The sequence below is a fragment of the Brachybacterium sacelli genome, assembly GCF_017876545.1.
Lineage (GTDB): Bacteria > Actinomycetota > Actinomycetes > Actinomycetales > Dermabacteraceae > Brachybacterium > Brachybacterium sacelli.
In genome coordinates, this window is sequence record NZ_JAGIOD010000002.1 from 868,666 (window position 1) to 890,390 (window position 21,725).

The 21,725-nt window shown below is 66.1% G+C and carries 16 protein-coding genes and 1 pseudogene; 8 read left to right on the top strand and 9 right to left on the bottom strand.

What is annotated here, in order from left to right:
• Nucleotides 1-73 precede the first annotated feature (73 nt).
• The 3 genes from JOF43_RS18150 (at nt 74) to JOF43_RS18160 (ending at nt 2,621) form a co-directional block, all read left to right on the top strand.
• The gene (locus tag JOF43_RS18150; RefSeq protein WP_342592229.1) at nt 74-415 is read left to right on the top strand and encodes a helix-turn-helix domain-containing protein; all 342 of its coding nucleotides are present in this window, start codon (nt 74-76) and stop codon (nt 413-415) included.
• Nucleotides 416-586: 171 nt separating this feature from the next.
• The gene (locus JOF43_RS18155) at nt 587-817 is read left to right on the top strand and encodes a hypothetical protein (RefSeq protein ID WP_245354607.1); all 231 of its coding nucleotides are present in this window, start codon (nt 587-589) and stop codon (nt 815-817) included.
• The gene (locus JOF43_RS18160) at nt 810-2,621 is read left to right on the top strand and encodes an ABC transporter ATP-binding protein (protein WP_209904449.1); all 1,812 of its coding nucleotides are present in this window, start codon (nt 810-812) and stop codon (nt 2,619-2,621) included. The genes JOF43_RS18155 and JOF43_RS18160 overlap by 8 nt, the downstream gene beginning before the upstream one ends.
• A gap of 56 nt (nt 2,622-2,677) precedes the next feature.
• Here JOF43_RS18160 and JOF43_RS18165 read toward each other — a convergent pair whose 3' ends face one another.
• The 6 genes from JOF43_RS18165 to JOF43_RS18190 all read right to left on the bottom strand — a co-directional run bounded on the left by JOF43_RS18165 (nt 2,678) and on the right by JOF43_RS18190 (nt 11,718).
• Nucleotides 2,678-3,079 (bottom strand): hypothetical protein, encoded by a 402-nt coding sequence (locus JOF43_RS18165; protein ID WP_209904450.1) that lies wholly within the window; start codon nt 3,077-3,079, stop codon nt 2,678-2,680.
• 146 nt (nt 3,080-3,225) lie between these two features.
• Complete coding sequence (gene mobF, locus JOF43_RS18170) at nt 3,226-6,780, bottom strand: MobF family relaxase (RefSeq protein ID WP_209905388.1); 3,555 nt, start codon at nt 6,778-6,780, stop codon at nt 3,226-3,228.
• An 81-nt stretch (nt 6,781-6,861) separates the two neighbouring features.
• Nucleotides 6,862-8,349, bottom strand: a complete 1,488-nt coding sequence (locus JOF43_RS18175) for an MFS transporter (protein WP_209905389.1) — start codon at nt 8,347-8,349, stop codon at nt 6,862-6,864.
• 124 nt (nt 8,350-8,473) lie between these two features.
• Complete coding sequence (locus JOF43_RS18180; RefSeq protein ID WP_209904451.1) at nt 8,474-9,676, bottom strand: MFS transporter; 1,203 nt, start codon at nt 9,674-9,676, stop codon at nt 8,474-8,476.
• Nucleotides 9,673-10,596, bottom strand: a complete 924-nt coding sequence (locus JOF43_RS18185; protein WP_209904452.1) for a helix-turn-helix transcriptional regulator — start codon at nt 10,594-10,596, stop codon at nt 9,673-9,675. Before JOF43_RS18185 ends, JOF43_RS18180 begins: the two co-directional genes overlap by 4 nt.
• Before the next feature lie 42 nt (nt 10,597-10,638).
• Nucleotides 10,639-11,718 (bottom strand): hypothetical protein, encoded by a 1,080-nt coding sequence (locus tag JOF43_RS18190; protein WP_209904453.1) that lies wholly within the window; start codon nt 11,716-11,718, stop codon nt 10,639-10,641.
• A 109-nt stretch (nt 11,719-11,827) separates the two neighbouring features.
• On the opposite strand from JOF43_RS18190, the gene JOF43_RS18195 reads away from it, so the two are divergent.
• Both JOF43_RS18195 and JOF43_RS18200 read left to right on the top strand, forming a co-directional pair.
• Nucleotides 11,828-12,388: a TetR/AcrR family transcriptional regulator gene (locus JOF43_RS18195; protein WP_209904454.1), complete on the top strand. Its 561-nt coding sequence runs from the start codon at nt 11,828-11,830 to the stop codon at nt 12,386-12,388.
• Nucleotides 12,389-12,900: 512 nt separating this feature from the next.
• A complete protein-coding gene (locus JOF43_RS18200) occupies nt 12,901-13,482 on the top strand; it encodes a DNA cytosine methyltransferase (RefSeq protein WP_209904455.1) in 582 nt (193 codons plus the stop codon).
• 847 nt (nt 13,483-14,329) lie between these two features.
• Here the strand turns inward: JOF43_RS18200 and groL are convergent.
• A complete protein-coding gene (groL, locus tag JOF43_RS18205) occupies nt 14,330-15,964 on the bottom strand; it encodes a chaperonin GroEL (RefSeq protein ID WP_209904456.1) in 1,635 nt (544 codons plus the stop codon).
• Nucleotides 15,965-16,141: 177 nt separating this feature from the next.
• Here groL and JOF43_RS18210 point away from each other — a divergent pair, with 177 nt between their 5' ends.
• The gene (locus tag JOF43_RS18210) at nt 16,142-16,843 is read left to right on the top strand and encodes a TetR/AcrR family transcriptional regulator (protein WP_209904457.1); all 702 of its coding nucleotides are present in this window, start codon (nt 16,142-16,144) and stop codon (nt 16,841-16,843) included.
• Between the two features lie 271 nt (nt 16,844-17,114).
• On the opposite strand, the gene JOF43_RS18215 is transcribed toward JOF43_RS18210, so the two are convergent.
• A complete protein-coding gene (locus tag JOF43_RS18215; RefSeq protein WP_209904458.1) occupies nt 17,115-17,810 on the bottom strand; it encodes a TetR/AcrR family transcriptional regulator C-terminal domain-containing protein in 696 nt (231 codons plus the stop codon).
• A gap of 49 nt (nt 17,811-17,859) precedes the next feature.
• On the opposite strand from JOF43_RS18215, the gene JOF43_RS18220 reads away from it, so the two are divergent.
• Together JOF43_RS18220 and JOF43_RS18225 are read left to right on the top strand one after the other, a co-directional pair.
• A complete protein-coding gene (locus JOF43_RS18220) occupies nt 17,860-19,365 on the top strand; it encodes an MFS transporter (RefSeq protein ID WP_209904459.1) in 1,506 nt (501 codons plus the stop codon).
• A 39-nt stretch (nt 19,366-19,404) separates the two neighbouring features.
• A complete protein-coding gene (locus tag JOF43_RS18225; protein ID WP_209904460.1) occupies nt 19,405-20,337 on the top strand; it encodes a helix-turn-helix domain-containing protein in 933 nt (310 codons plus the stop codon).
• A 96-nt stretch (nt 20,338-20,433) separates the two neighbouring features.
• Here the strand turns inward: JOF43_RS18225 and JOF43_RS18230 are convergent.
• Nucleotides 20,434-21,597: pseudogene (locus JOF43_RS18230) on the bottom strand (IS3 family transposase).
• Between the last annotated feature and the right edge of the window lie 128 nt (nt 21,598-21,725).

Consider the following 21,725-nt stretch of genomic DNA (forward strand, 5'->3'; position numbering starts at 1 on the left):
CCGGGTTCTGCGGGGATCGCGGCGCTCGGCGTCGCGTCCTGAGCGTCAGCCTGTCGAGGATGTACGTGGCCCGGTGGCGAAGAATTCACCCCGGGCTCAAACCCGTTTGAGTGTCTCGAATCGGGCTGCGCTGGCCGAGGAGTACGCCAAGGATGTGCCTGTTGATGAGCTGGTACGGCGGTTCGGGATACATCGCACGACGGTGCACCGGCTCGCTTCTCAGGCGGGCATCTCGGTGCGCCGCCGCGGTCTGGATGAGCCCGGGCGCCAGAAGGCTGCGCGATTGTACGAACAGGGCATGACGCTCGAAGAGGTCGCGGCCGAACTGGCGATCGGCGACGAGACGGTGCGTTCTGCGGTCGTGGCCTGTGGGGGAACGATCCGCCCGCGCGGTCGCCGTCCCGCCAGGGTCTGACGGGCCTGTAGCTCACCTCGCTGTCAGGGACAGTCGAGGCCGAGGATGGTCGTCGCGCTGCTGAATCAGCCCAGCTACGGCGCCAACCTGCCAAAGTGTCATCTGCGGTTGACATTCCAAGGTGTGTCAACGTACGTTGACTATACGACGAGGGAGGAGGGACGGGTTGAGATGGGTGAGCAGCAAATGAGCGCGTTGGTTGTCCAGTCGGGCGATGACGACCCGTTGCGGGCGCTTGCGGCGGTGGCCGAACTGCATGGCGAGGTCAACCGCGCTGAGGCGGTGGTGGTGCGTCGGGCAAGGATGAGCGGTGCGTCCTGGGCACAGATCGCTCGCGTGCTGGGCGTGAGCCGGCAGGCGGTCCACAAGAAGTACGGTGGAACGCGGTTCAGCCGTGGCTGACAGTAAGACTTCCACGCCGAAGGCGAGCCTGCGCGACCTGTTCTCCTACTTGCGTGAACACCGCGGGGTGCTGGCCATCGTGCTGGTCATCTCGCTGGTGGGTGCCGCACTGAACCTGGCGCAGCCGCTGATGGTCAACCAAGTCATCGCGGCCGTGGGCGACGGACGAGACCTCAGCGGCCCGGTGGCGGTGCTGGTGGGACTCGTCGTGGGCGCGGGGCTGGTGGACGCCGCACAGCAGTTCTTGCTGGGGCGCACCGCCGAGGGAGTGGTGTTCTGCGCGCGCCGCCAGCTACTGGGACGCATGCTCCGGTTACCGATCCGCGAGTATGACGCCCGCCGCACCGGCGACCTGGTCTCCCGGGTGGGATCGGACACCACCATGGTGCGCGAGGCGCTGACGGGCGGGCTCGTCGAGGCACTGAGCGGCGTGTTGGTCTTTGTCGGGGCGCTGGTCGCGATGGCACTGCTGGACCTGACCCTGCTGGGCATCACGCTGGCCGTCATCTTGGTCGCCGTGGTCAGCGTCGTAGCCGTCAGTGCCCGTATCCAGGCGCTGACCCTTGCTTCACAGGAGGCCATAGGCCGAGTCGCGGCCGGGGTCGAGCGAGCACTGTCGGGTGTGCGCACCATCCGAGCCGCCGGAGCCACCGAGCGGGAGGAAGGCAAGCTTGTCTCCGATGCGCAGGCCGCCTACAGCCTCGGCGTGCGGATAGTGCGCATCAGTGCCGTGCTATGGCCGGTGAGCGGGCTGGCCGTCCAGGGCGCCTTCCTGGCGGTGCTGGGTGTCGGCGGGTACCGGGTCGCCGCAGGCACGTTGTCGGTGGCGGACCTGGTGACCTTCATCCTCTTCCTGTTCATGATGCTCATGCCGCTGGCCACTGCGTTCAGTGCGGTCATCACGGTGCGCACCGCCCTGGGCGCCCTTGCTCGCATCAAGGAGGTCCTCGATCTGCCGACCGAGGAGGACGGTGAGGCCGCACTACGTAGCCGGCCCGCTGATGAAAGGCCCAACCCTGAGCCAGCGATGGTCACCTTCGAGGGTGTCTCCTTCGCCTACCGGCAGCATGAGCCCGTCTTGGAAGATGTGAGCTTCGCCGTCCCACGTGGGTCAACGACCGCGATCGTCGGCCCATCAGGGGCGGGCAAGTCGACCCTGATGGCCCTGATCGAGCGCTTCTATGAGCCGGACCAAGGAACGGTCCGCCTGGACGGGATCGATATGCGGACCCTGGCCCGGTCCGAGCTGCGCGACCGGATCGGCTACGTCGAACAGGATGCCCCCGTGCTGGCCGGCACCATCAAGGACAACCTTCTTCTATCCGCACCGGACACGGACGAGACACGCTGTCGGCAGGTGCTCGCCGACGTCAACCTGCTGGATCGCATCGAGCAGCATGCCGACGACTTGGACGCCGTGGTCGGGGACGACGGCGTGGGCCTGTCCGGCGGAGAACGCCAACGCCTGGCGATCGCCCGCGCACTGATCGGTGGTGCGCCGTTGCTTCTGCTCGATGAGCCGACCGCCAGTCTCGATGGGCGGAACGAGCGCGCGATGCACCAGGCCATCCGCTCGGCCGCCGCCGGGCGAACCGTGCTGATCGTCGCTCACCGGCTGGCCACCGTGGCCGACGCCGACCAGATCGTTGTTCTCGACGCCGGCCGGGTCACCGCCACCGGTACCCACACTGAACTTCTAAACAGCAGCGAGCTGTACCGCGACCTTGCCCACCATCAACTACTCGCTGCCCGGCCGGCAAACAATGAGAGCGAGCTGGGTACTTCCTCTGATATCTCCCGATGACCGAGTGCTGGAAGGGCGTCGGGGCGTTCTCAGCCCAGGGCGCTGCGGCAGGTGGGTCACTGGACGTATCCGGCCACCCTCGCCAACTCGGACACGTCCCTTTCGGGTGCATCGTTGGCCTCTCGTGCGACGGCTCGTCGCTGTCGCCGGCGTGCATCGGCTTCACCGATGCGGGCTCGGATGAGCCAGACGATGCTGGCGGGTCCCAGCCAGAGCATCTTGAACCCGGACCACACCGTCAGAAGTACGAACAGGTGGAGCCACCCCGGCGCACCTTGATCGATCAGCCCGACGAGCCACACGGCAACGGCGAAGTATGGGATCGCCAGCAGCATCGCTACCGGTCCCCACTTCATGCCGCGTCTGGTGCGGATCGCGTCAACGAGGATGTTGGTCGGCATGTAGCAGCGCCCGAAGTTTCGGATTCGGATGCTTACCGCTAGCAGAAAGCGAAACATGATCGGCTCCTCTCAATCGCACGTTTCTCCTGAGGAGGCAGTGCGCTGAGAAGGGTCCGAAGCCGGACCGACCGCGTACGGCCGAGTGGTGAGAAGTAACCTGCCTCACTTTCACGATACGCCCCATCTCGGACATCAGAAAGGGCTCACAGTCGCGGGCCGATCCGGTCGCGTCCAACCGGGCGCCGCCCCGGCCCGTCCTGCCGGGGCCGGGTGATGGCTTGGGCGCGCCCGAGGGCAGCATCGGCACGGGCATAATCGATCTTCTGCGCCGCGGTCTCCGGTTCGGGGCCGAGGGGATGGCTGCCGGTGATCTGGTAGCGGTCGCGGTAGCCGGCCACGACCCTCGCTTCGCGACGCCAGGCCTGCGCTTCCTTCTCACCTTCGGGCACATCGCCGAGCCGGGAAGTCCAGGGCTCATGGTCTGTGAGGGCGGTCTCCAGAACAGCGGTGACTCGTTGCTCGATGAGCTGGTGACGTTCATCGAGGGCGTGGCGCATCTCAGCGGTCATCGGGCCTCGCGCTGCGGGGACAAGCCCGGCGATCAGCCGCGGCGCCTTCCGGGTGCGGCCGGACCCGGCGGGACGTGCGGTGGCGCGGGCGACGCGGTGGTGCAGGACGGAAGCGATGTCATCTGCGTCATCGAACCCCCGTGCTGCGATCAGACGCGGGAGCAGACGGTCCATATCGTGGTGATTGGCCTCGGCCCGGCGCAGTTCGGCGGTGAGCGCTCCGAACGCCTCCGAGTCCATAGCGGCGTCGGCCTGACTCTCGGTGAGACCCGAGGCACGGATCAATGTCGCCCAGCGGTCGCGTTGGGCTGCGGCAGCGATGGTCTCGTACTCGGCCGCGAGCTGAGCGACCGAGCCCCACTGCTCGTGTTCAACGGTGATGGTCTCGTGGGCGGACAGTTCCGCGCCGACGCGCTGGAGGACGCCGTAGAGCACGCTCCGGGCGGTGGCGTCGGGGTTGTCACCGGGGTGCGGCTCAGTGTGGGCGTCGTCGGCTCGATCGAGGACCACATAGGCCCGGTTGGAGTGCTTGCCGCGGGTCATGGCGACATAGAAGTTCTCCCGTGTGGTGGTCGGCTCCACCAGCACATGCGCGGTGTCGACCGTGACTCCCTGAGCGCGGTGTGCGGTGACCGCATACCCAAGATCGACATGCTCGGCCACGTACGACGCCGGCAGCAGGATAGACCCGCCGAATCTGCGGCCGGTGGGACGGATCGTGACCGAGCCATCGTCGCGCACGTCTTTGATAGTCCAGGTGTCGCCGTTGCGGACCCAATCCTTGCCGTTGCGCAGGCGCCGGTCGTTGCGGCGGGTGATGACCGTGTCCCCGGCCCCGGCGGTGGTGCCGTCGTTCAGCTCGACCTCGCGGCCGGGTGTGAGGGTGCCGTCGAGGATCAGGTCCGCGCGGGCACGGGTGTTGAGGGCGGTCACGTCGTCGCGGGTTTCGGCGATCAGCACTGACACTGCCCCGGCGTTCCGGTCGGCGCGCCAGGCGCCGTAAGCGGCATCGGCCATCACCTCGGCGTCGCCCTCGTGGATACGATCGTAGTCGAGGTAGGTGTCGATCACCTCAGTACGTCCATGCCGTAGCCCAAGGGATGCGATCTTCTCCCAGGCGTTCGTGAAGCGGTGGACATCGACCAACTCGGGCGCATCGTCGCGGTCGTTGACGAGCAGCCCGAATGCGCCACCGGCATCCACGGACTGGAGTTGGGCGAAGTCACCAACCAGCAGCACCTTCGCACCGGCCTGCTCCGCAAGGTGCGTGATCCGGTCCAGGGACAGGGTGCCTGCCAGGGATGCTTCGTCGATGATGACGAGCTGCCCCGCCTTGAACGTCGTGCCGTGCACGAGGTGGTTGGTCCACCATTTCGCCGTGTTCTCCGTCGCGATGTCAAGGTCATCAGCGAGGACCTGCGCTGCCACTGCGGAGGGGGCCAGCCCGACCACGGACCCGGAACCGTGTTCCGTCTCCCACATCCTCCGCAACGCCCACGTAGCCGTGGTCTTGCCCGCACCGGCCGGGCCGACGAGCACGTCGAGCACCCGCCCGGAGACGGCGATCTTCATCAAGGCCTCGGCCTGGTCCTCGCCGAGCATTCGTCCCTCGGCATCGGCGCGGGAGGTGATCGTTTCCACCGTGCCGACCGGGACCGCTGGTGCGGTGATGGTGCGGGATCGGTCGAGCAGCCGGTCCTCGGCCGCGAGCAACAGCTCGGAGGAGAACACGGTGGAGTGCTTGGGCCGGAACACACTGGTGCCGTCAACGCGCCGGAACGCTGCCGGGCTCGTGGCGAGGTCGGGCGGAGTGAGACGCAGCGACGCGTTCTCGGCGGCATCGGCGACCATGCCGACGATCGCCTCCCGGTCCTGCATGGAGGCGAAGCGCCAGCCCATCGTCTGCCGGGACGCCTCCGCCGTCAGGTTCCAACGGCGCCAGGTCGAACGCTTCTCACCGACGACCTCGACCACCGCGGCCCCGAGTTCGGCCACCACGCCGAGTGGGACGTCGTCGGCTCGCAGCAGTAAGGGCGTCTCGTTGTCAGTGACCACGCGTGCCCATGTCGTGGCGTCCTGACCGAGTACACCGGTGGCACGGGTGCGCCACCGCTCCGTGAGGTCCGCCAGCGACCGGACCTCCTTGTCGGGGCGTGTGGACAGAGTGGCCTGGGCGCGCAGCTTCATGATCGTCGCCGGTGAGGGCCGCCGCCCGCGCTTGTCGACGTACTCGGCGATGAGACGGTCGGTCTCGCTGTCGATGTGCCGGGCGCGAGTGGAAAACTCCTGAACCAGCTCTTCCGGCACACCGGTGATCGCCCACGCCGGGTTCCGGTCCCGGCCCATGTCACGGGCCTCCCATTCGACACCGAAGGCGCGGGTCATGTGATCGGCGAACACCGCCTCGTGCAACTCCGAGAGCGCGACCACGGCGGCGTGCATCGGCCGCCCATCCAAACTCCGCCACTTCCCATCCAAGACGGTCTGTACCTTGTTGGAGATCACGACGTGGGTGTGCAGGTGGGGGTCGCCGGCACGGGAGTCGAAGTGATCGAACGCAGTGGCTACCAGCCCAGTGACATCGACCTGCGCCACAGCTCCGTCGCCGGCGGTTGCGCCGGTACGGGTGGCTGCAACCTCGCGCTCCATGAACGCAACCATCTCCGCAACAGCACGATGATGCGCCTCACCGATCAACGCCTGCGTCCCGGCATCAGAGACCGCCCACAGTGCCGACGCGGACTTCGGAATCGAGAAAGTGAAGTCGAACCCCGCAACTGCCCGCCGCGTCCCACGCTCACTCTCCTCAGCCTCGATCTGCGCGACCGCCTCACCTTTCGCACCAGGACTCATCGCCGGGTCGAGGCCAGCCACGCGGGCTTCGATCCGCTCGGCCGGGGACTTGTAGGCCGGGAACGCCAGACCGAGCGGGTCGCCGGTGAGCGGGTCACGACCCATACCCATCAAGAGCTGAAGCTGGGCCTCCGACACCCGATCACCCACGGCAAGTCGGCCCGTGCCGAGGGAGGCCACCCCCGACCCAAGCCACTGGCCTGGCGGCGTGCCCGCCTCGGCGTAGTACCTCGTCAGCGGTGTCGAGAGTGAACGGTCACCATCGGCCGCAGCGACCGTGCGCAACAGGTACTTGTAGCCGTCGCCAGCCGACATAACCCGCATCGAGACCGTCATGCCGGTCAGGTGCGCACGGGTGGCGTTCGGGGTGGTCAACCCGAATGAGTCCATGCACCGTTCTCTAAAACCGCTCGGGGGTCAGTCATCTTGGATAGACGACGGTGTTCCTGGTCCGTGGTGTCGAAGCAGACGGCGGGTGAGTAGGGCGCCGGCGAAGACGGTGGCCGTGATGACGATCATGACGACGAGGTAGCCGGTGTCGAACGCAGCGTGCGCGGCCTCATGCAATTCGGGTGTGCCCTCGGGAAGTGCGAGGGCAGTGGTGAGGCTGTCTCTGGCCGCGTCGGGCGCACTCGGCGGGAGGCGGATCGTTGCGCTGTAAACCAGACCGATCAGGGTGCCGATGACGGCGACAGCGGTAAGGTTGCCGAACTCCCAGGAGACTTCTTCAATCGAGGCGGCCATGCCGGCTTGTCGGGAGCGTGCGTTGCCAACGATGGCGGTGGAGGCGACCGCAATGACCGCGCCGAGCCCCAACCCACTGATGACCAGCCCGGTCACGAGCGCGAGCAGAGAGGCCGCGAATGTCATCACGCTGAGGGTCAGCCCGAGTCCGGCGAGGGCGAGACCGCCGGAAATCAGGAGGCGTAGCCCGGAGCGGTGCAGGATCACGCCACCCAGCAAAGCGGTGGGAACAGAGCCGAGCATGATAGCGCTGACCACGAGCCCGGACTCGATGGGGCTGAACTGGACCACCAGTTGGAGGCGTTGGACGGTGACAAGCTGAACACCGCCGATGGCGAACATGGTGACAGCCGCCGCGATCACCCCGGCGGTGAAGGCCTTGTTGGTGAAGATGGTGAAGTCCAGGAGCGGATGGGGCAGGCGACGTTGACGACGCGCGAAGAGTGTGAGCGCGACGGCTGAGACCATCACCGCGACAGCGATGAGCGACCATGCAGGACCGGGGTCGGCGAACTCCTTGATCGCCACGACCATGGCGATGAGCCCGGTCATCGCCTGGATCGATGAGGTCAGGTCCCAGCGCTTGGCCGGATCGGGATCGTTGCTGGGCCGGATGAGCGCGGTGGCCGTCAGCGCGGCGACAACGATGGGGACGTTGATCAGGAACACCGCGCCCCACCAGAACGCCTGCAACAGAACACCGCCGACGATAGGGCCAAGGGCTGCGCCAACGATCGACACGGTGCCCCACACAGCGATGGCGATGTTGCGTTCTCGTTCGACGTGGAAGGTCACGCGGATCAGTGCCAAGGTCGCCGGCATCATGGTTGCTGCGCCGACCGCCAGGAGGGCCCGCGCAGCGATCAGCACTCCGGCCGTGGGTGCGAAAGTCGCCACCAGGGAGGCGGCGCCGAAGATGACCAGACCGGTGTGGAACATCCGCACGTGGCCGACCCGGTCACCGAGCGTGCCAGCCCCAAGCAGAAGCCCGGCCATGACGACTGGATAGGCGTTGACGATCCACAGGCTCGCCGACCCGTCGGCGCCGAGTTCACGGGTCAGGGTGGGCAGCGCGGTGTAGAGGACGGAGTTGTCCAAGGCGATCAGCAACAGGGCGCTGCTGACGGCAGCAAGCAGAGACCATCGTCTCCTACGCGACATGACCACGGTTGTCGCTCCTTTCGCTCCAGATGCGAGCGTCCCGTCGTCCCGGCTGTTCTGGGCCGGCACGCCGGGGGCGGTCGACCGTCCCCGCGGCCCCCGGGCCGACGGCACACCAGATCACCTAAATCGAGACGTCGCGGCCCGCGTCGAAGCCGGCGACGATGTAGACGGCAGTGAGAAGCGCCAGGACCACCATGCCCGCGGACCATTCGTGGGTGAGGTCGTGCAGCAGACCGACTGCGACCGGCCCGATGGCGCAGAGAAGGAACCCTGCCGTTTGGGCCATTGCAGTGAGCCGTGCGGCCGCCGCGGTGCCCGACGAACGCAGCAATGGCAACGCGTACCCGAGTGTGGTCCCGCCACCGAGCCCCACTCCGAGCAGGACTGCCCAGGTCAGTGCCGCCGCCGGGACCACGAGGAACCCAACGATCCCGACCGCGAGCAGGAGACCCGTAAAGACCGTGAGCCAGGTCTGTCGCCGGGTCCGGTTGGCCGCGATCCCGACAACCAGCGCGGCCGGGATCGCGGCGATGTTGACGACCGCCAGTACCGCGCCGGCCGCGGCGGGGTCACGTCCAGTCTCATCGACCAGCATGGTCGGCAACCAGGCGGACACAGCGTAAAATATGAGTGCCGGGATCGCGAACACCAGCGTGACCGCCCACGCCGTGCGATGCCGCCAGGGGGAAGCGGCGGTCGCAGGGCCGGGCGTGACCCCGCTGGGAGAACGGTGCCGGTGGCCCCCCGACGAGATCCGGGCGCGGAAAACCCAGACGGCCAGCGCGACCAGGGGCACCACCACCCACAGCGTGATCGTCGACCGCCAGTCCAGCCCGGTCCCTCGCTGCAGGGGAACGGTCAGCCCGGCGCCCAGCGCGGCGCCGAAGTACAGGCCGAGGCTGTAGAGACCAGTCAGCGAACCCGAACTGCCGGAGTGGTCGCGTTTGATCAGCGGCGGGATCAGGACATTGCCCGCCGTGATCGCCACACCGAGGACCACCGTCCCGGCCAGGAGCCCGACCTGGTCGGGCACCAGTCGGAGCCCGAACCCGGCGACCATCACCACGAGCGAGACGAGCACGGCGCTCGTCAGCCCGAACCGCCGCCCGAAGCGGACGACGGCCGCGGGCAGCAGCGCGAAGCACAGGACGGGGATCGAGACCAGCAGGCTCGCCGCGCCGCTGCCGACCCCTTCGTCACGCTGTACCTGGTCCAGCACGGGGGACACGGCGGTGATCGGCAGCCGGAGGTTGACCGCGACCAAGAACACGCATAGCGCGCCGAACCACAAGGCGGGCGCGGCGGTCGGTTGCGCCCGGTTCATGCCGCAATCCGGGTGGGTGCGAGACGGGCGCGGCGATACTCGCTGGGGGTGGTGCCGAAGTAGCGACGGAAGTGTCGGGCGGCGTGGCCGCGGCTGTTCCATCCGACCTGCCGGGCTGCGGTCGTGATCGGCAGATTGGTGGTGCGCAACAGGTGGGCGAATCGGCGAGCGCGCACCAGGCCCAGATAGGTGATCGGTGTCAGCTCGTAGCTGGCGGCAAAGACTCGTGTGAGCTGGGAGAGCGACAGGTGCACCGACCGTGCGAGTTCGGCAAGTGACCATGGCCTGGCCGGGTCGCTTTCCAGCAGGTACGCCGCTTGCCGCGCCGGCTCGCGAAGCACCACAGGGCGTCGCGACAATCCCGGAACGTGCGCCGCCACCGGTGCCCAGGGCCCATGCTTATCCGGGCCACTATGGTCCTCGATGAGGATGTCGAGTAGTCCTGAAACGAGCGCTTGCCGCCGGTAGAATCGCGTGGTCGCGCTCTGGTGACTCAGCGACACCAGCTCGTCGAGCCAGGGTTCGATGTTCACCGCGCCGGGGTGCAGGGACCGAATGATCACAGAGCTGTCGGGGCAGGCTGATTCTCGTGTCCAGGGGCAGACGGCTCCAGGGCGGTGCCAGGTCATGAGGTCTGCGAAGTAGTCACGCTGGAGGTAGACCGTGCTCATCGCGGTCACGTCCTCGGGCTCGATACCGCAGAGCACGCCCGGTCCCGTGAAAATGGCGTGGCCGGCCCGTACGTGCTCGCTCCCGTCGGTGCTGAGGAGCCATGCGGTGCCCTCACGGACGAATCCGAGGCGGCACCAGTCGTAGGCCTCCGGCTCGCGTCGCCGACGGTAGACAGTGGTCTCAGCGAACACTGGTCCGCCCGCGCAGGTGAGGAGTCGCCACGGTCCGGTGTCGTCTGGGGCGAGCATGTCGATCCGTGTAGTCGAGTCAGCATCACGGCCAGGGTCCCCTCAGGGCGCCGAGTCGGTGGCGTCGAGCAGGTCGTCGAGGACACGAAGGAACCAGCGGCGATCAGTGTGGGTGTGGGCGCTGGCCAGCAGTCGCCATGTCGGGTTCCCGTTCGCGTCGTCGAGCACCGCGTCGAAGGGTCCGTAGGCATTATCGATGAACGCCAGTCGAACGTGATGCCCGGCGACGGTGATGTCCTCGTGTTCGGCGGGATGGGATTCGGGCTCGATCGCCCTCGGCAGGTGCTCAAGGTTCAGGGTGTGAAGGCGCAGTTCTCGCCCACGGTCGGGTCCGCCGCTGTAGAGGTGCTCCGAGGCCACGGGGCTGTGGCCGTGATGGGTGGTTGTCGACTCTAGGACCAGATCACTGAGCCGGTGCGGGACCGCGGATGGGCCGAACGGAGCGTGCCCGTCCTGGATCGGGCGCCAGGTGAGGTTGGCAGTGTCTTCCTGGCGGAGGTTCCACAAGCCTAGGGGCACGGCGATCACCGAGGCCTCGGGGCGGCGCGCCCAGTAGCTCAGCGCGGCGAACGGGGTGGCTGCGATCGCGGTGGCCGCTTCCGAGTCGGCTGGGCGCAGTGAGCGGTAGAGATCGGTGATCTCCTCGCGGGTGAAGGTGCCGTCGAGGACCGACAGCTCGATCATGGTCCTCGCGATCCTCGCCGAAGCGCCCTGGTGGCCCATGTAGTCGATGCCATGCCAGACCAGATGGTGCTCATCGAGGCGCTCGGCGCTGGTGCGGCTCTCCCACAGCGCCGGGTGGTCGAGTGCCGGGAACGCCCAGTCGTAGAGGAACTGCTTGACCCGCAGCCGACGGCCGTCGCCGCGGACCTCGAAGCGGAACGCCGCCGGATTGTTCGCACTCCACGGCGTCCTTCCGGCCATCGAGTCACCCACCCGTCCCGGTGGCGCCTCGCGACGCAAAGACTGCTCACCCAGATGTGTGCCCGCAGGGAGCCGGTCTGGGGTGAACACCACGAAGTTCGCCCACGGCTGTGCCTCGGCCGCACTCAGCGCCGCGGGCGTCGCGTCCAGGTCAGCCGGGTCATCCAGAACCCGATGCGTCCACTGCCGATCCGTCATCGTTCGTCTCCTCTCTCAGGCCACGTCCACCGGTATGCGCGCGGCCCGTACTCACCACTGTACCCTATTAGTACCCACTGGAGACTAATGTTGATGAGAGAATGATCCTGTGACAGAGGAACCACTAGCGCGTGGCCCCGGGCGCCCGGCCCAGCTTTCGGTCGAGGCGATTGTCGGCGCCGCGCTGGAGTCCAGGGCGAACGATTTGACCGTGCGAGGTCTGGCCCGGCGCCTCGAAGTGACCCACAAGGCCCTGTACCGCTGGGTCGGCGACCGCGATGGCCTGCTCGACCTGATCAGTGATCACCTCCTCGACCAAGTCCTCGCCCGGATCGCCGATGCCCCCACCGCCGACTGGCGCGCCTGGCTGGCCAACTTCGGGCGGCTCCTGCGAGCCGAGTTCCTTCCGGTCGCCGACGCCGAGGTGCTCGCACAGTTCCCCCGCGAGACGAGCACCTACCAGGAACTGCAACACCGGGCCGAAGCCGTGATGGGCAGCCACAAGCTGACCCTAGAACAGGCGCGAGATTCCTTCTCCGTCGTCCTATTCACCGTGTGGGGCTGGATCGCCGCCGAGAAGCTCTGCGCCGAGCAACCCGACCACGAAAGAATCTTCGCCGCCATGCTCGACGCGCTCACCCGAGGCCTGCCCACACCACCAAGCCACTGACACCTCTCCCGTGAGCACCAGCGATACGCTGAGCAAGAGCAGACAAGATGCAGCCATCGTTGCCCCCCGCGGGTTGCCTGCCTCGGCGTAGTACCTCGTCAGTGTTGTCGAGAGTGACCGGTCACCATCGGCCGCAGCGACCGTGCGGCAGTCCCGTACTTGTAGCCGTCGCTAGCCGACATGACCCGCATCGAGACCGTCACCGCTGCCTCGTTCGTGACAGTCAGGTGAGCGCCCGACGACCGATCCAAGCGCGCTCGGAGCCAGGCAGCCTCGACACCGACGCCAACCTTGATTGACAGCGCCAACCTCGACCTGCAAGAGGCGTGGCAGCTCAGAAAGGGGTCCTGAGGAACCGGTGTTTGGCTGACTGTTCTGCGGGCAACGATGGGTGGTTCGGTATCGGCGTAGCAGGCGTCGATGTGGCTGTGGTGCACCTGGCAGGTGATCAGCCCGGTGATGGATTCCTGAGTGGTCCGGGAGCCGGGGGCGACCGAACTGCCGGAGCCTCCATGCGCGACAACACCTCTTCAGCCGGCGACCGTCCGTTACAGATCGGGTCGCTGTTCTCCGGGTACGGAGGCCTCGACCTCACCGTCGAGCACGTCTTCAACGCCGAGACCATCTGGTTCTCCGAGATCAACGAACCCGTCGCCCGCGTCTTCTCCCACCACAGGCCCCACGCCACCAACCTCGGTGACATCGCCACGGTCGACTGGAGCCATGTACCTCCGGTGGACATCCTCTGCGCGAGCTTCCCTTGCCAGGACGTCTCGACCGTCGGCAAACAGGCCGGCCTCGCGCCTGGCGCCCTCTCGGGCCTGTGGTTGCACATGGCCAACGCGATCGACGCACTGCAACCTGAGCTCGTCGTGATCGAGAACGTCCGCGGGGTGCTGTCCGACCCCGCCGTCCGATATCAGACGCAAGGCGAACACGATGCGCAACGGAACCCCGACACCGCAACCTCGGATGGCGATGCGACCGCAACCCTTCGCGACGTGGAACCCGACTCGTGGCATTTGGGCGACCAGTCAGCCCGACCTCGCAGGGCGCTTCGCGCCGTGGCTGGCAATCTGGCCGACCTGCGGTGAAACAGTCAATGGATCGGCCTACCAGCTTCCCTTGTCGGCGCTCCTCACCACTGCTTCCGCATCTTCATCCTCGCCCAGCACGTTCTTCCGGACTCCGCTGGCTTCGGACTCATCCCGCGGCGGGGAGACCCTGGATCGAGTGAAAGCGAGACGAGGCACGATCGCGCTGTCGCACCAGATCATCGACCTGGCCCTCAACGGACCGCATGGCTCACCGAACAGGGCGGACGAACGACGACCCTGTGGTCACTGATCGCGACACTGTTCGACGCTGGGGACGCTACGCCGACGCCACCGCCATGGGCGCATATCACGGGCAGGCCAACACCCGCCCCGGCGCTTATGAACGACGCAGCCGGACCTCGACCCGCGCCGACCCGCGCCCGAGTTCGTTGAATGGTTGATTGGACTGCCGACTGGGTGAATCACGGATGCAGAGCACGAACTGACGTCGAATCAGCAGCTCACCGCTCTTGGCAACGGGGTACTCCCGCTACAGGCGATCACCGCGCTCCACGCTGAGATCGGGGTCCCCCCCTCCGCGTAGTAGCGCCTCAACGGTGTTGAGGGCGACCGGTTGCCATCGGCGGCCGCGACGATCTTGACGGGTTTCTCGCTAAACTCACTGAGAAGAATCGTCGAACCGTCATGGACAAAAGGAGCTTCACGCAGTCATAGGCAATGGGGGTATGGACTGCCGTAGTCCTGGCGAGAGGGGCGATCTCCGGGATGGCAAGACCACCATCCCGGAGAACGGCCCGTCTGGCGAGGGCATGCAGGCGATCAGTCGCGGGTGCTGGAACCCTGAAGCCATGAACACCCCCAAGGAACCAGCTGGACAAGACCGTCAGAAGCCCATGCCACCCATCCCTGCGCTTGGGTCGGCCGCTGGGTCCGCGCTGTCCTGCTGCTTGTCGGCGATGACCGCCTCGGTGGTCAGGAACAGTGCCGCGATCGAAGCCGCGTTCTCCAGTGCTGAGCGAGTCACCTTGACAGGGTCGACGATGCCGGCGCCGATCAGGTCCTTGTACTCACCGGTCCGGGCGTCAAGCCCCTCCCCGATCGGCAAGTTGCGCACGGTGTTGACGACCACCCCACCTTCGAGGCCGGCATTGACCGCGATCTGCCGGAGGGGTGCATCGAGGGCAACCCCCAGGATCGCTGCGCCGGTTTCCTCATCGGGGTCGTCCACGCCGAGCCCTTCGATCGCCTCCCACACGCCTGCTTGGACGAGGGCCACGCCGCCACCGGCGACGATGCCCTCTTCGACAGCTGCCTTGGCGTTGCGCACAGCATCCTCGATGCGGTGCTTGCGCTCGTTCAGCTCCACCTCCGTGGCTGCTCCGGCCTTGATAACGGCGACGCCGCCGGCGAGCTTGGCAAGGCGTTCCTGGAGCTTCTCACGGTCGTAGTCCGAATCTGTGTTCTCGATCTCGGCCTTGATCTGGGCGACCCGGGCGGTGATCTGCTCTTGGGAGCCGCCACCCTCGACGATGGTCGTCTCATCCTTGGAGGTGATGACCTTGCGCGCGGTGCCCAGCAGGGAGAGGTCGGCGTTCTCAAGCGACAGGCCGACCTCCTCGCTGATGACCTCTCCACCAGTGAGGATGGCGATGTCGTCGAGCATGGCCTTGCGGCGGTCACCGAATCCCGGTGCCTTGATGGCGACCGACTGCAAACTGCCGCGCATCTTGTTGACCACGAGCGTGGCGAGCGCCTCCCCATCGATGTCCTCGGCGATGAGCGCGAGCGGCTTGCCCGACTGCATCACCTTCTCCAGGACTGGGACGAGGTCCTTCACCGAGCTGATCTTGTTGTTGACGATGAGGACGTACGGATCATCGAGCACCGTCTCCTGGCGCTCGGGGTCGGTGACGAAATAGCCCGACAGGTGGCCCTTGTCGAAACGCATGCCCTCTGTCAGTTCAAGCTCCAGGCCAAAGGTGTTTGACTCCTCGACCGTGATAACACCCTCCTTGCCCACCTTGTCCATCGCCTCGGCGATGAGCTCACCGATCTCGTGCTCACCGGCCGAGATCGACGCCGATGCCGCGATCTGGCCCCGGGTCTCCACCGGCCGCGCGGTATCGAGCAACTGACGACTCACCGCAGCAGCGGCCTTCTCGATGCCCTTCTTCAGCGCCATCGGGTTCGACCCCGCAACAACGTTGCGTAGACCTTCTCGAACCAGCGCCTGCGCCAAGACCGTGGCCGTCGTGGTGCCATCACCGGCGATGTCATCGGTCTTTTTCGCAACCTCCTTGACCAGCTCGGCACCGATCCGCTCCCACGGATCTTCGAGCTCGACCTCTCGGGCGATCGATACACCGTCATTGGTAATGGTGGGGGCGCCCCACTTCTTGTTCAACACGACATTGCGACCACGCGGCCCCAATGTCACCTTGACCACGTCAGCGAGGGTGTTCATCCCTCGCTCCATGCCCCGGCGGGCTTCCTCATCGAACGCGATTACCTTCCCCATAACTGCAAATCCTCTCCTCGAACAAAGTCGGCCGGACGGGACGCCTGCGACGGACGACCAGCCACAGGACGACTGCTCTCACTTCGTCCGGATTAGCACTCGATGCTCACGAGTGCTAGTCCTACTGTGCAGGACTAAGGTGGCGATCCGCAAACGTTGTCCCTACGCTGTAGGACTATGAGTCCCAAGAAGGCAGCCACCGGACCCGTCCTGCCTGGAGCGGTATGGCTGCGCAAACGCCCACCACGACGCGGACAACACGGCCTGACCCGCGAGCGCATCGCTTCCGAGGTTGTGGCTCAACTCGACCGTGCCGGTCTCGATGGACTGAACCTGCGCGCGGTTGCCGCCGCGCTCGATGTGCACCCCACAACCCTGTACTGGCATGTGGCAGTGCGCGACGATCTCCTGGACCTCGCCATTGACGCCGTATTCACCGAGCTACCGCTACCGGATCGTCCCGCCGAGGACTGGGTCGATGAGATACGCACATTCATGCACGACCTGCGCATGGCCCTGCTGGCTCACCCGTGGTCCGGAGCCCTTGCCAGCAGCCGCCCGCTTTTAGGCCCCGAGGCCCTTGCGCGCTCGGAGTTCGTCTACGCCGCTCTGGCACGAGCGGGATTTGCCGATGACGAACTCGCAGCAGCGGCAGCAGCCGTGACCAACCTCGTGATCGGGTCCGTTGCAGCCGAAGCATCGTGGCAAGACGGCGACGAGTTGACCGCACGTCGAGCAGTCCAGGAACACCTTCAAACCAACGCGCACGTCTATCCCGTGATGGCGGAACTCTCCTTTGAGACTAGCGCCTGGGCCGCGCAGTTTGCGCACAGCGCAGAGTTCCTCCTCGCTGGCCTCGCTGAGAAGGCACGTCGTTGAATCCAGAATGACCCGTTGCCAGCGAGAATCTGACCAGTCATCGGGAACCCACCACAGAAACGACAACCGTCAGCAGGGCGGCTGAAGGCGAGGCATCCGGTCGCCGACTGTTCGCCACGACCTCACCCGCGCCCAGCAGATCACTGCCTGAAGCGCCCCAGATTATCTGCCTGCACAAGCTGCGGAAACGCTGCGGTTTCTGTGGCTGCCTCCTTGAAGACGTGGGATGCCTTAAAACGTGGCGAGAGGTAGGTCGAGGCCGAGTGTTCTCTTACGTGCCTCGGTAGCTCAATCCGTCCAGGAGGTAGCGCACCGCAAGATCGAACTGGGAATCCCAGTCGCCGAGGAAGCCTGACAGGTGGGCGGCGAGTGACGGGTACAACTCATGCTCGTCCGCGATGCGTTGCTGGAGGGCATCGCGACTATCTGCCTCGGCCTGTTGGGCCCAGGCGGCTTGGGTGGACGCACTGGCAATGACGAGATTCGATACCGCCGCCGCTGCCGCAGATAGCTCGCTTCCTTCAAATCCCGCACGGTCGAGAGCGGCATAGACGGCCTCGGAGCGTGCCAGCGCCTGCGGGCCTGCCAGTGGCCGGGTGCCGGCAAGAGCGGCCGCCCAAGGATGGCGCAGCAACATTGCCCGCAACTGGCGCATGTAGGCCAGGACGAGGTCTTTCCACTCCTCTTCGCGGTGATCTGCCGGGAGTTCGATCTCGGCGAAGACCTCATCGAGTGCGAGGTCGACGACGTCACCTTTGGTCGCGACATGCCAGTACAGGCTTGTTGCGTGCACATCGAGATCGCCGGCGATCTTACGCAAGCTCAGCCCCTCGATGCCGTCGCGATCAAGCCGGTCAACGGCCGCCGCAACGATGCGTTCGCGGTTCAACGCTGGGGCCTTGCGGCGCTGCTGCGGCTCACGGAACCACACGGAGCCAGGTACCTCGTCATTCCGTTTCGCCACCATGGGTCATACCCTATCCCTGTCAGTTACTCCTACGCTGTAGGATTGACTCATGACTGCTGGACAAGACATCCCGAACACTGTGCAGATCGACCCTCGACGCTGGGTCATCCTCGCGGCGGTCTGCGCCGCGCTGACGGCGATCATCGTGGACAACACCATCCTCAACGTCGCGGTACCCACCATCGAGCACGCCTTGGGCGCTACCCCGGCCGAGCTGCAAGCGATCATCAATGCCTACGTCGTTGTCTTCGCCGGCCTCCTCGTCGCAGCCGGGCTCGTCGCAGACCGATACGGACGCCGACGAGCTGTAACCATCGGTCTGACGATCTTGACCCTGGCATCGGTGGCAGCGGCCTTCGCGCCGTCGGCCGGTTGGTTGATCACCGCCCGCACGATCATGGGCGTCGGAGCCGCGCTGGTCATGCCAGGCACGCTGGCAATCCTCATGCACACCTTCGCGCCCCATGAGCGTGTCAAGGCGTTCGCGGTCTGGTCAGCGGTCGGCTCAGCTGCCATGGCGATAGGCCCGCTTCTGGGTGGGCTCATGGTCGAGCGCTTCGGGTGGCCAGGAGTCTTCGTAATCAGCGCCGCACTCTCGGCCACAGCGATCGTTCTGATCGCTTGGCTGGTCCCCGAGTCCCGCGACCCACATCACCGCACCATCGACGTGCCTGGTTCCATCGCGATCACTGTGGCGATAGCTTCGATCGTCTCGTCCATCATCCTGGCACCCGATTACGGCATCGCCGCGCCGATCGTGATCGCGGGCTTCGTGCTTACGATTGCCGCCTCGGCGTTGTTCTGGGTCCGTCAGCGCAGAGCCACATCGCCGATGATCGAGATGAGCCTGTACCGGAATCGGCAGTTCGCCGGTGCCAGTCTCGCGGTCGCAGTTTTGGCCATAGGCACCGGCAGCGTGCTTTTCGTCCTGACGCAGCACCTCCAGTATGTGCTGAACTACACGCCGCTCCAGGCAGGTCTGGCGATCGCCCCGCTTGCGGTTGGCGTGGTCAGTGCCTCCTACGTCGGCGCGCGCCTGCCTGACCGGATCGGCTATCGCCGGTCCATCGTGACGGGCTTCGTCGTGACCGCTATCGGATTCCTCGTCCTCGCCACGCTCACTCCCGCCACCCCGTATGCAGTCATCGCTACCGGCCTGCTGCTTGCCGGCATCGGATCAGGGCTCGCTTCACCATCGGTCCACACCGTCGTCCTGGGAGCCGTACCCCCGGGCCGGGCTGGCATGGGATCAGCACTCAACGACACCCATCAGCAACTGGGCATCGCTCTCGGAGTCGCAATCGTCGGCAGCGCCGTCGCCACCGGCTACCGCAATTTCGCACCTGCGAGCCTAAACGCCGAAGCCGGATCGTCCCTCGGCGGGACACTCAGCGAACTCTCCGATAACGAAGACGGACTCATCGACGCGGCCTACCTCGCATTTACCCAAGCCCAAAGCATTGGCATGCTCATCTGCGCGGTGTTCGCCATCGCTGGTGCCGCCGTCGCTTGGCGCGCACTGGTAGCAGACCACCACCGCCGGGACCGGTCATGAGCCAACGCTGGCGCTATTTCGATTGGCGGCTTCGTCAGGTTGACCTTCCGCCAAAAGCATGAGGACGAATGGGCGGAGTTTCGCCCCGTTCTTGCACAAACGCGATCGATCCGCAGCACACTCAGACCGGTTGCCTACGACTGCGTAAAGCTGATCTTCGTTCGCGCAGGGTCGGCGATCCTGCTCAGCGAGTTCGGTGAGCAGCCTGTGACCGTGGGTGACGTCGTCACGCTCGGTGCGAACACGCTGTGCGGAAGTGAACCCGACGGATTCATCACGGCCACCACGCTTTACCTGGATCGTGGCTACGTCATCGATCAGGTGTTCTGGCAGCACGCCGCGTGGCTGGCCGATCGGCTGGATGCCCAGGGCTTCGCCGATGAGCTGTACTCCGAGCCTGCACAGATACTTCAACTGGGTGAGGACCGCGCCGGGATGCTCATGCCCTGGCTGGACGAGATGGTCGCGCTCAGCATCGATGGGCCGTCGCCCGACCGGTTCTACCGGATGCAGGCGCTGCTGTTCGCGGTGCTGGATGTGATCACGCCCTATGTCAAGACGACTCCAGTACGACGGACACAGTCCCAGCGGATAGCGACTTGGCTCGGCTTGCCCCACCACCGCCGGTTCGCGCCCTTGCGGACCGAAGTCCGTGAGGCCGTTGAACTCCTCCGCAGCGCGCCAGCACAGCAGTGGACACTGCATGAGCTTGCAGCCGCCGTGCATCTATCGCCGTCCCAGCTCGGCCGGGTCTTCGTCGACGCCTACGGGAAAACACCGATGACATACCTGGCGACACTGCGCGCCCAAGAGTTGGCGCGTCTGCTGCGCGAGACTGATCTGCCGATCGAGGTCGCAATGCGTGAGGTCGGGTGGCAGAGCCGGGGCCACGCCGCCCGGATGTTCCGCCAGTGTGTCGGAGCGAGCCCGACGCGCTACCGCCAGCTCATCCGGCAGAAGGCCGAAAGTTGATGGCTCGGTTCACATTTGCGCAACTGCGATACACGTATCCGCATCATCGACCGTTGTCGCATGGGGCTGCCGCACGAACAGGTGACAGTTGTGGTGTCAGGCCGCGAGGCTCACGGCCGGGTTCATGATGGTCTCGTATTCGATGGGGGTCAATCGGCCCAGGCGAGCCTGTCGGCGACGGCGGTGATAGGTCCTCTCGATCCAGGTGATGATCGCGATCCGCAACTCCTCTCGAGTCCGCCAGCGCTTGCGGTCCAGGACGTTCTTCTGAAGTAGCGAGAAGAACGATTCCATCGCGGCGTTGTCGCCGGCAGCACCGACTTGGCCCATCGATCCGATGAGGTGATGACGGTTCAGGGCGTGCACGAACTTCCGGGACCTGAACTGGGATCCCCTGTCCGAATGCACGATGCAACCGGCGGTGTCACGACGCCTGGATACTGCGTTGTCCAGGGCGTTCGCCGCGAGACGGGCCTTCATCCGGTCGCTGATCGAGTAGCCCACGATCCGGCCGGAGAACACGTCCTTGATGGCGCAGAGGTAGAGCTTGCCCTCGTCGGTCCAGTGCTCGGTGATGTCGGTGAGCCACAGTTCGTTGGCGTCATCGGCGGAGAAGTCCCGCTTCACAAGGTCGTCATGGACCGGCGGACCGGGGCGCTTTCCGTTCTTGCCGCGCTTCTTCCCGAACACGGACCACCACTGGTTGTCGCGGCAGATCTTCCACGCGGTCCGCTCACACATCACCTCTCCGGCCTCGGCGGCTTCTCCGACGAGGAACCGGTAGCCGAACTCAGGATCGTCGCGGTGGGCGTCCAACAGGGCGTTGGCTCGGTAGGCCTCGACGAGCTCGGCCCTGGTGATCTGCTGCTTCCGCCAGCGGTAGTAGGGCTGGCGGGAGAGCTTCAGGACCCGCAGGGACACCGCGACGGGGATGCCGTCAGCGGCGAGCTCGCTCACGAGCGGGTAGAACCTTTTCCCGGCAGGTTCGCCTGGGACAGGTAGGCGGCTGCGCGGCGCAGGACCTCGTTCTCCTGCTCCAGCAACCGGTTCCGGCGGCGGAGCTCGCGCAGTTCCGTCGAGTCCTCACGAGTCTTGCCGGGAGTTGCCGTCGTCGATGTCGGCTTGGCGGATCCATTTGTGGAGCGTCATCTCGTGGACGCCGAAGTCCTTCGCGATCTGCGCGATCGTGATGCCGTCCTCACGGGACCGGGCCACGCGCACGACATCTTCGCGGAACTCCTGGGGGTAGGGAGCGGGCATGGTGCACATCCTTCCAGGCCGCCCAACGGGCAAGCCAGATCAGATGTCACCTATCCGTGCGGCAGTCCCCATCGTGGTGGGTCGCGGGCTGGTAGTCCGGTAGGGACTCGTCGGGTTCATTGCCGCAC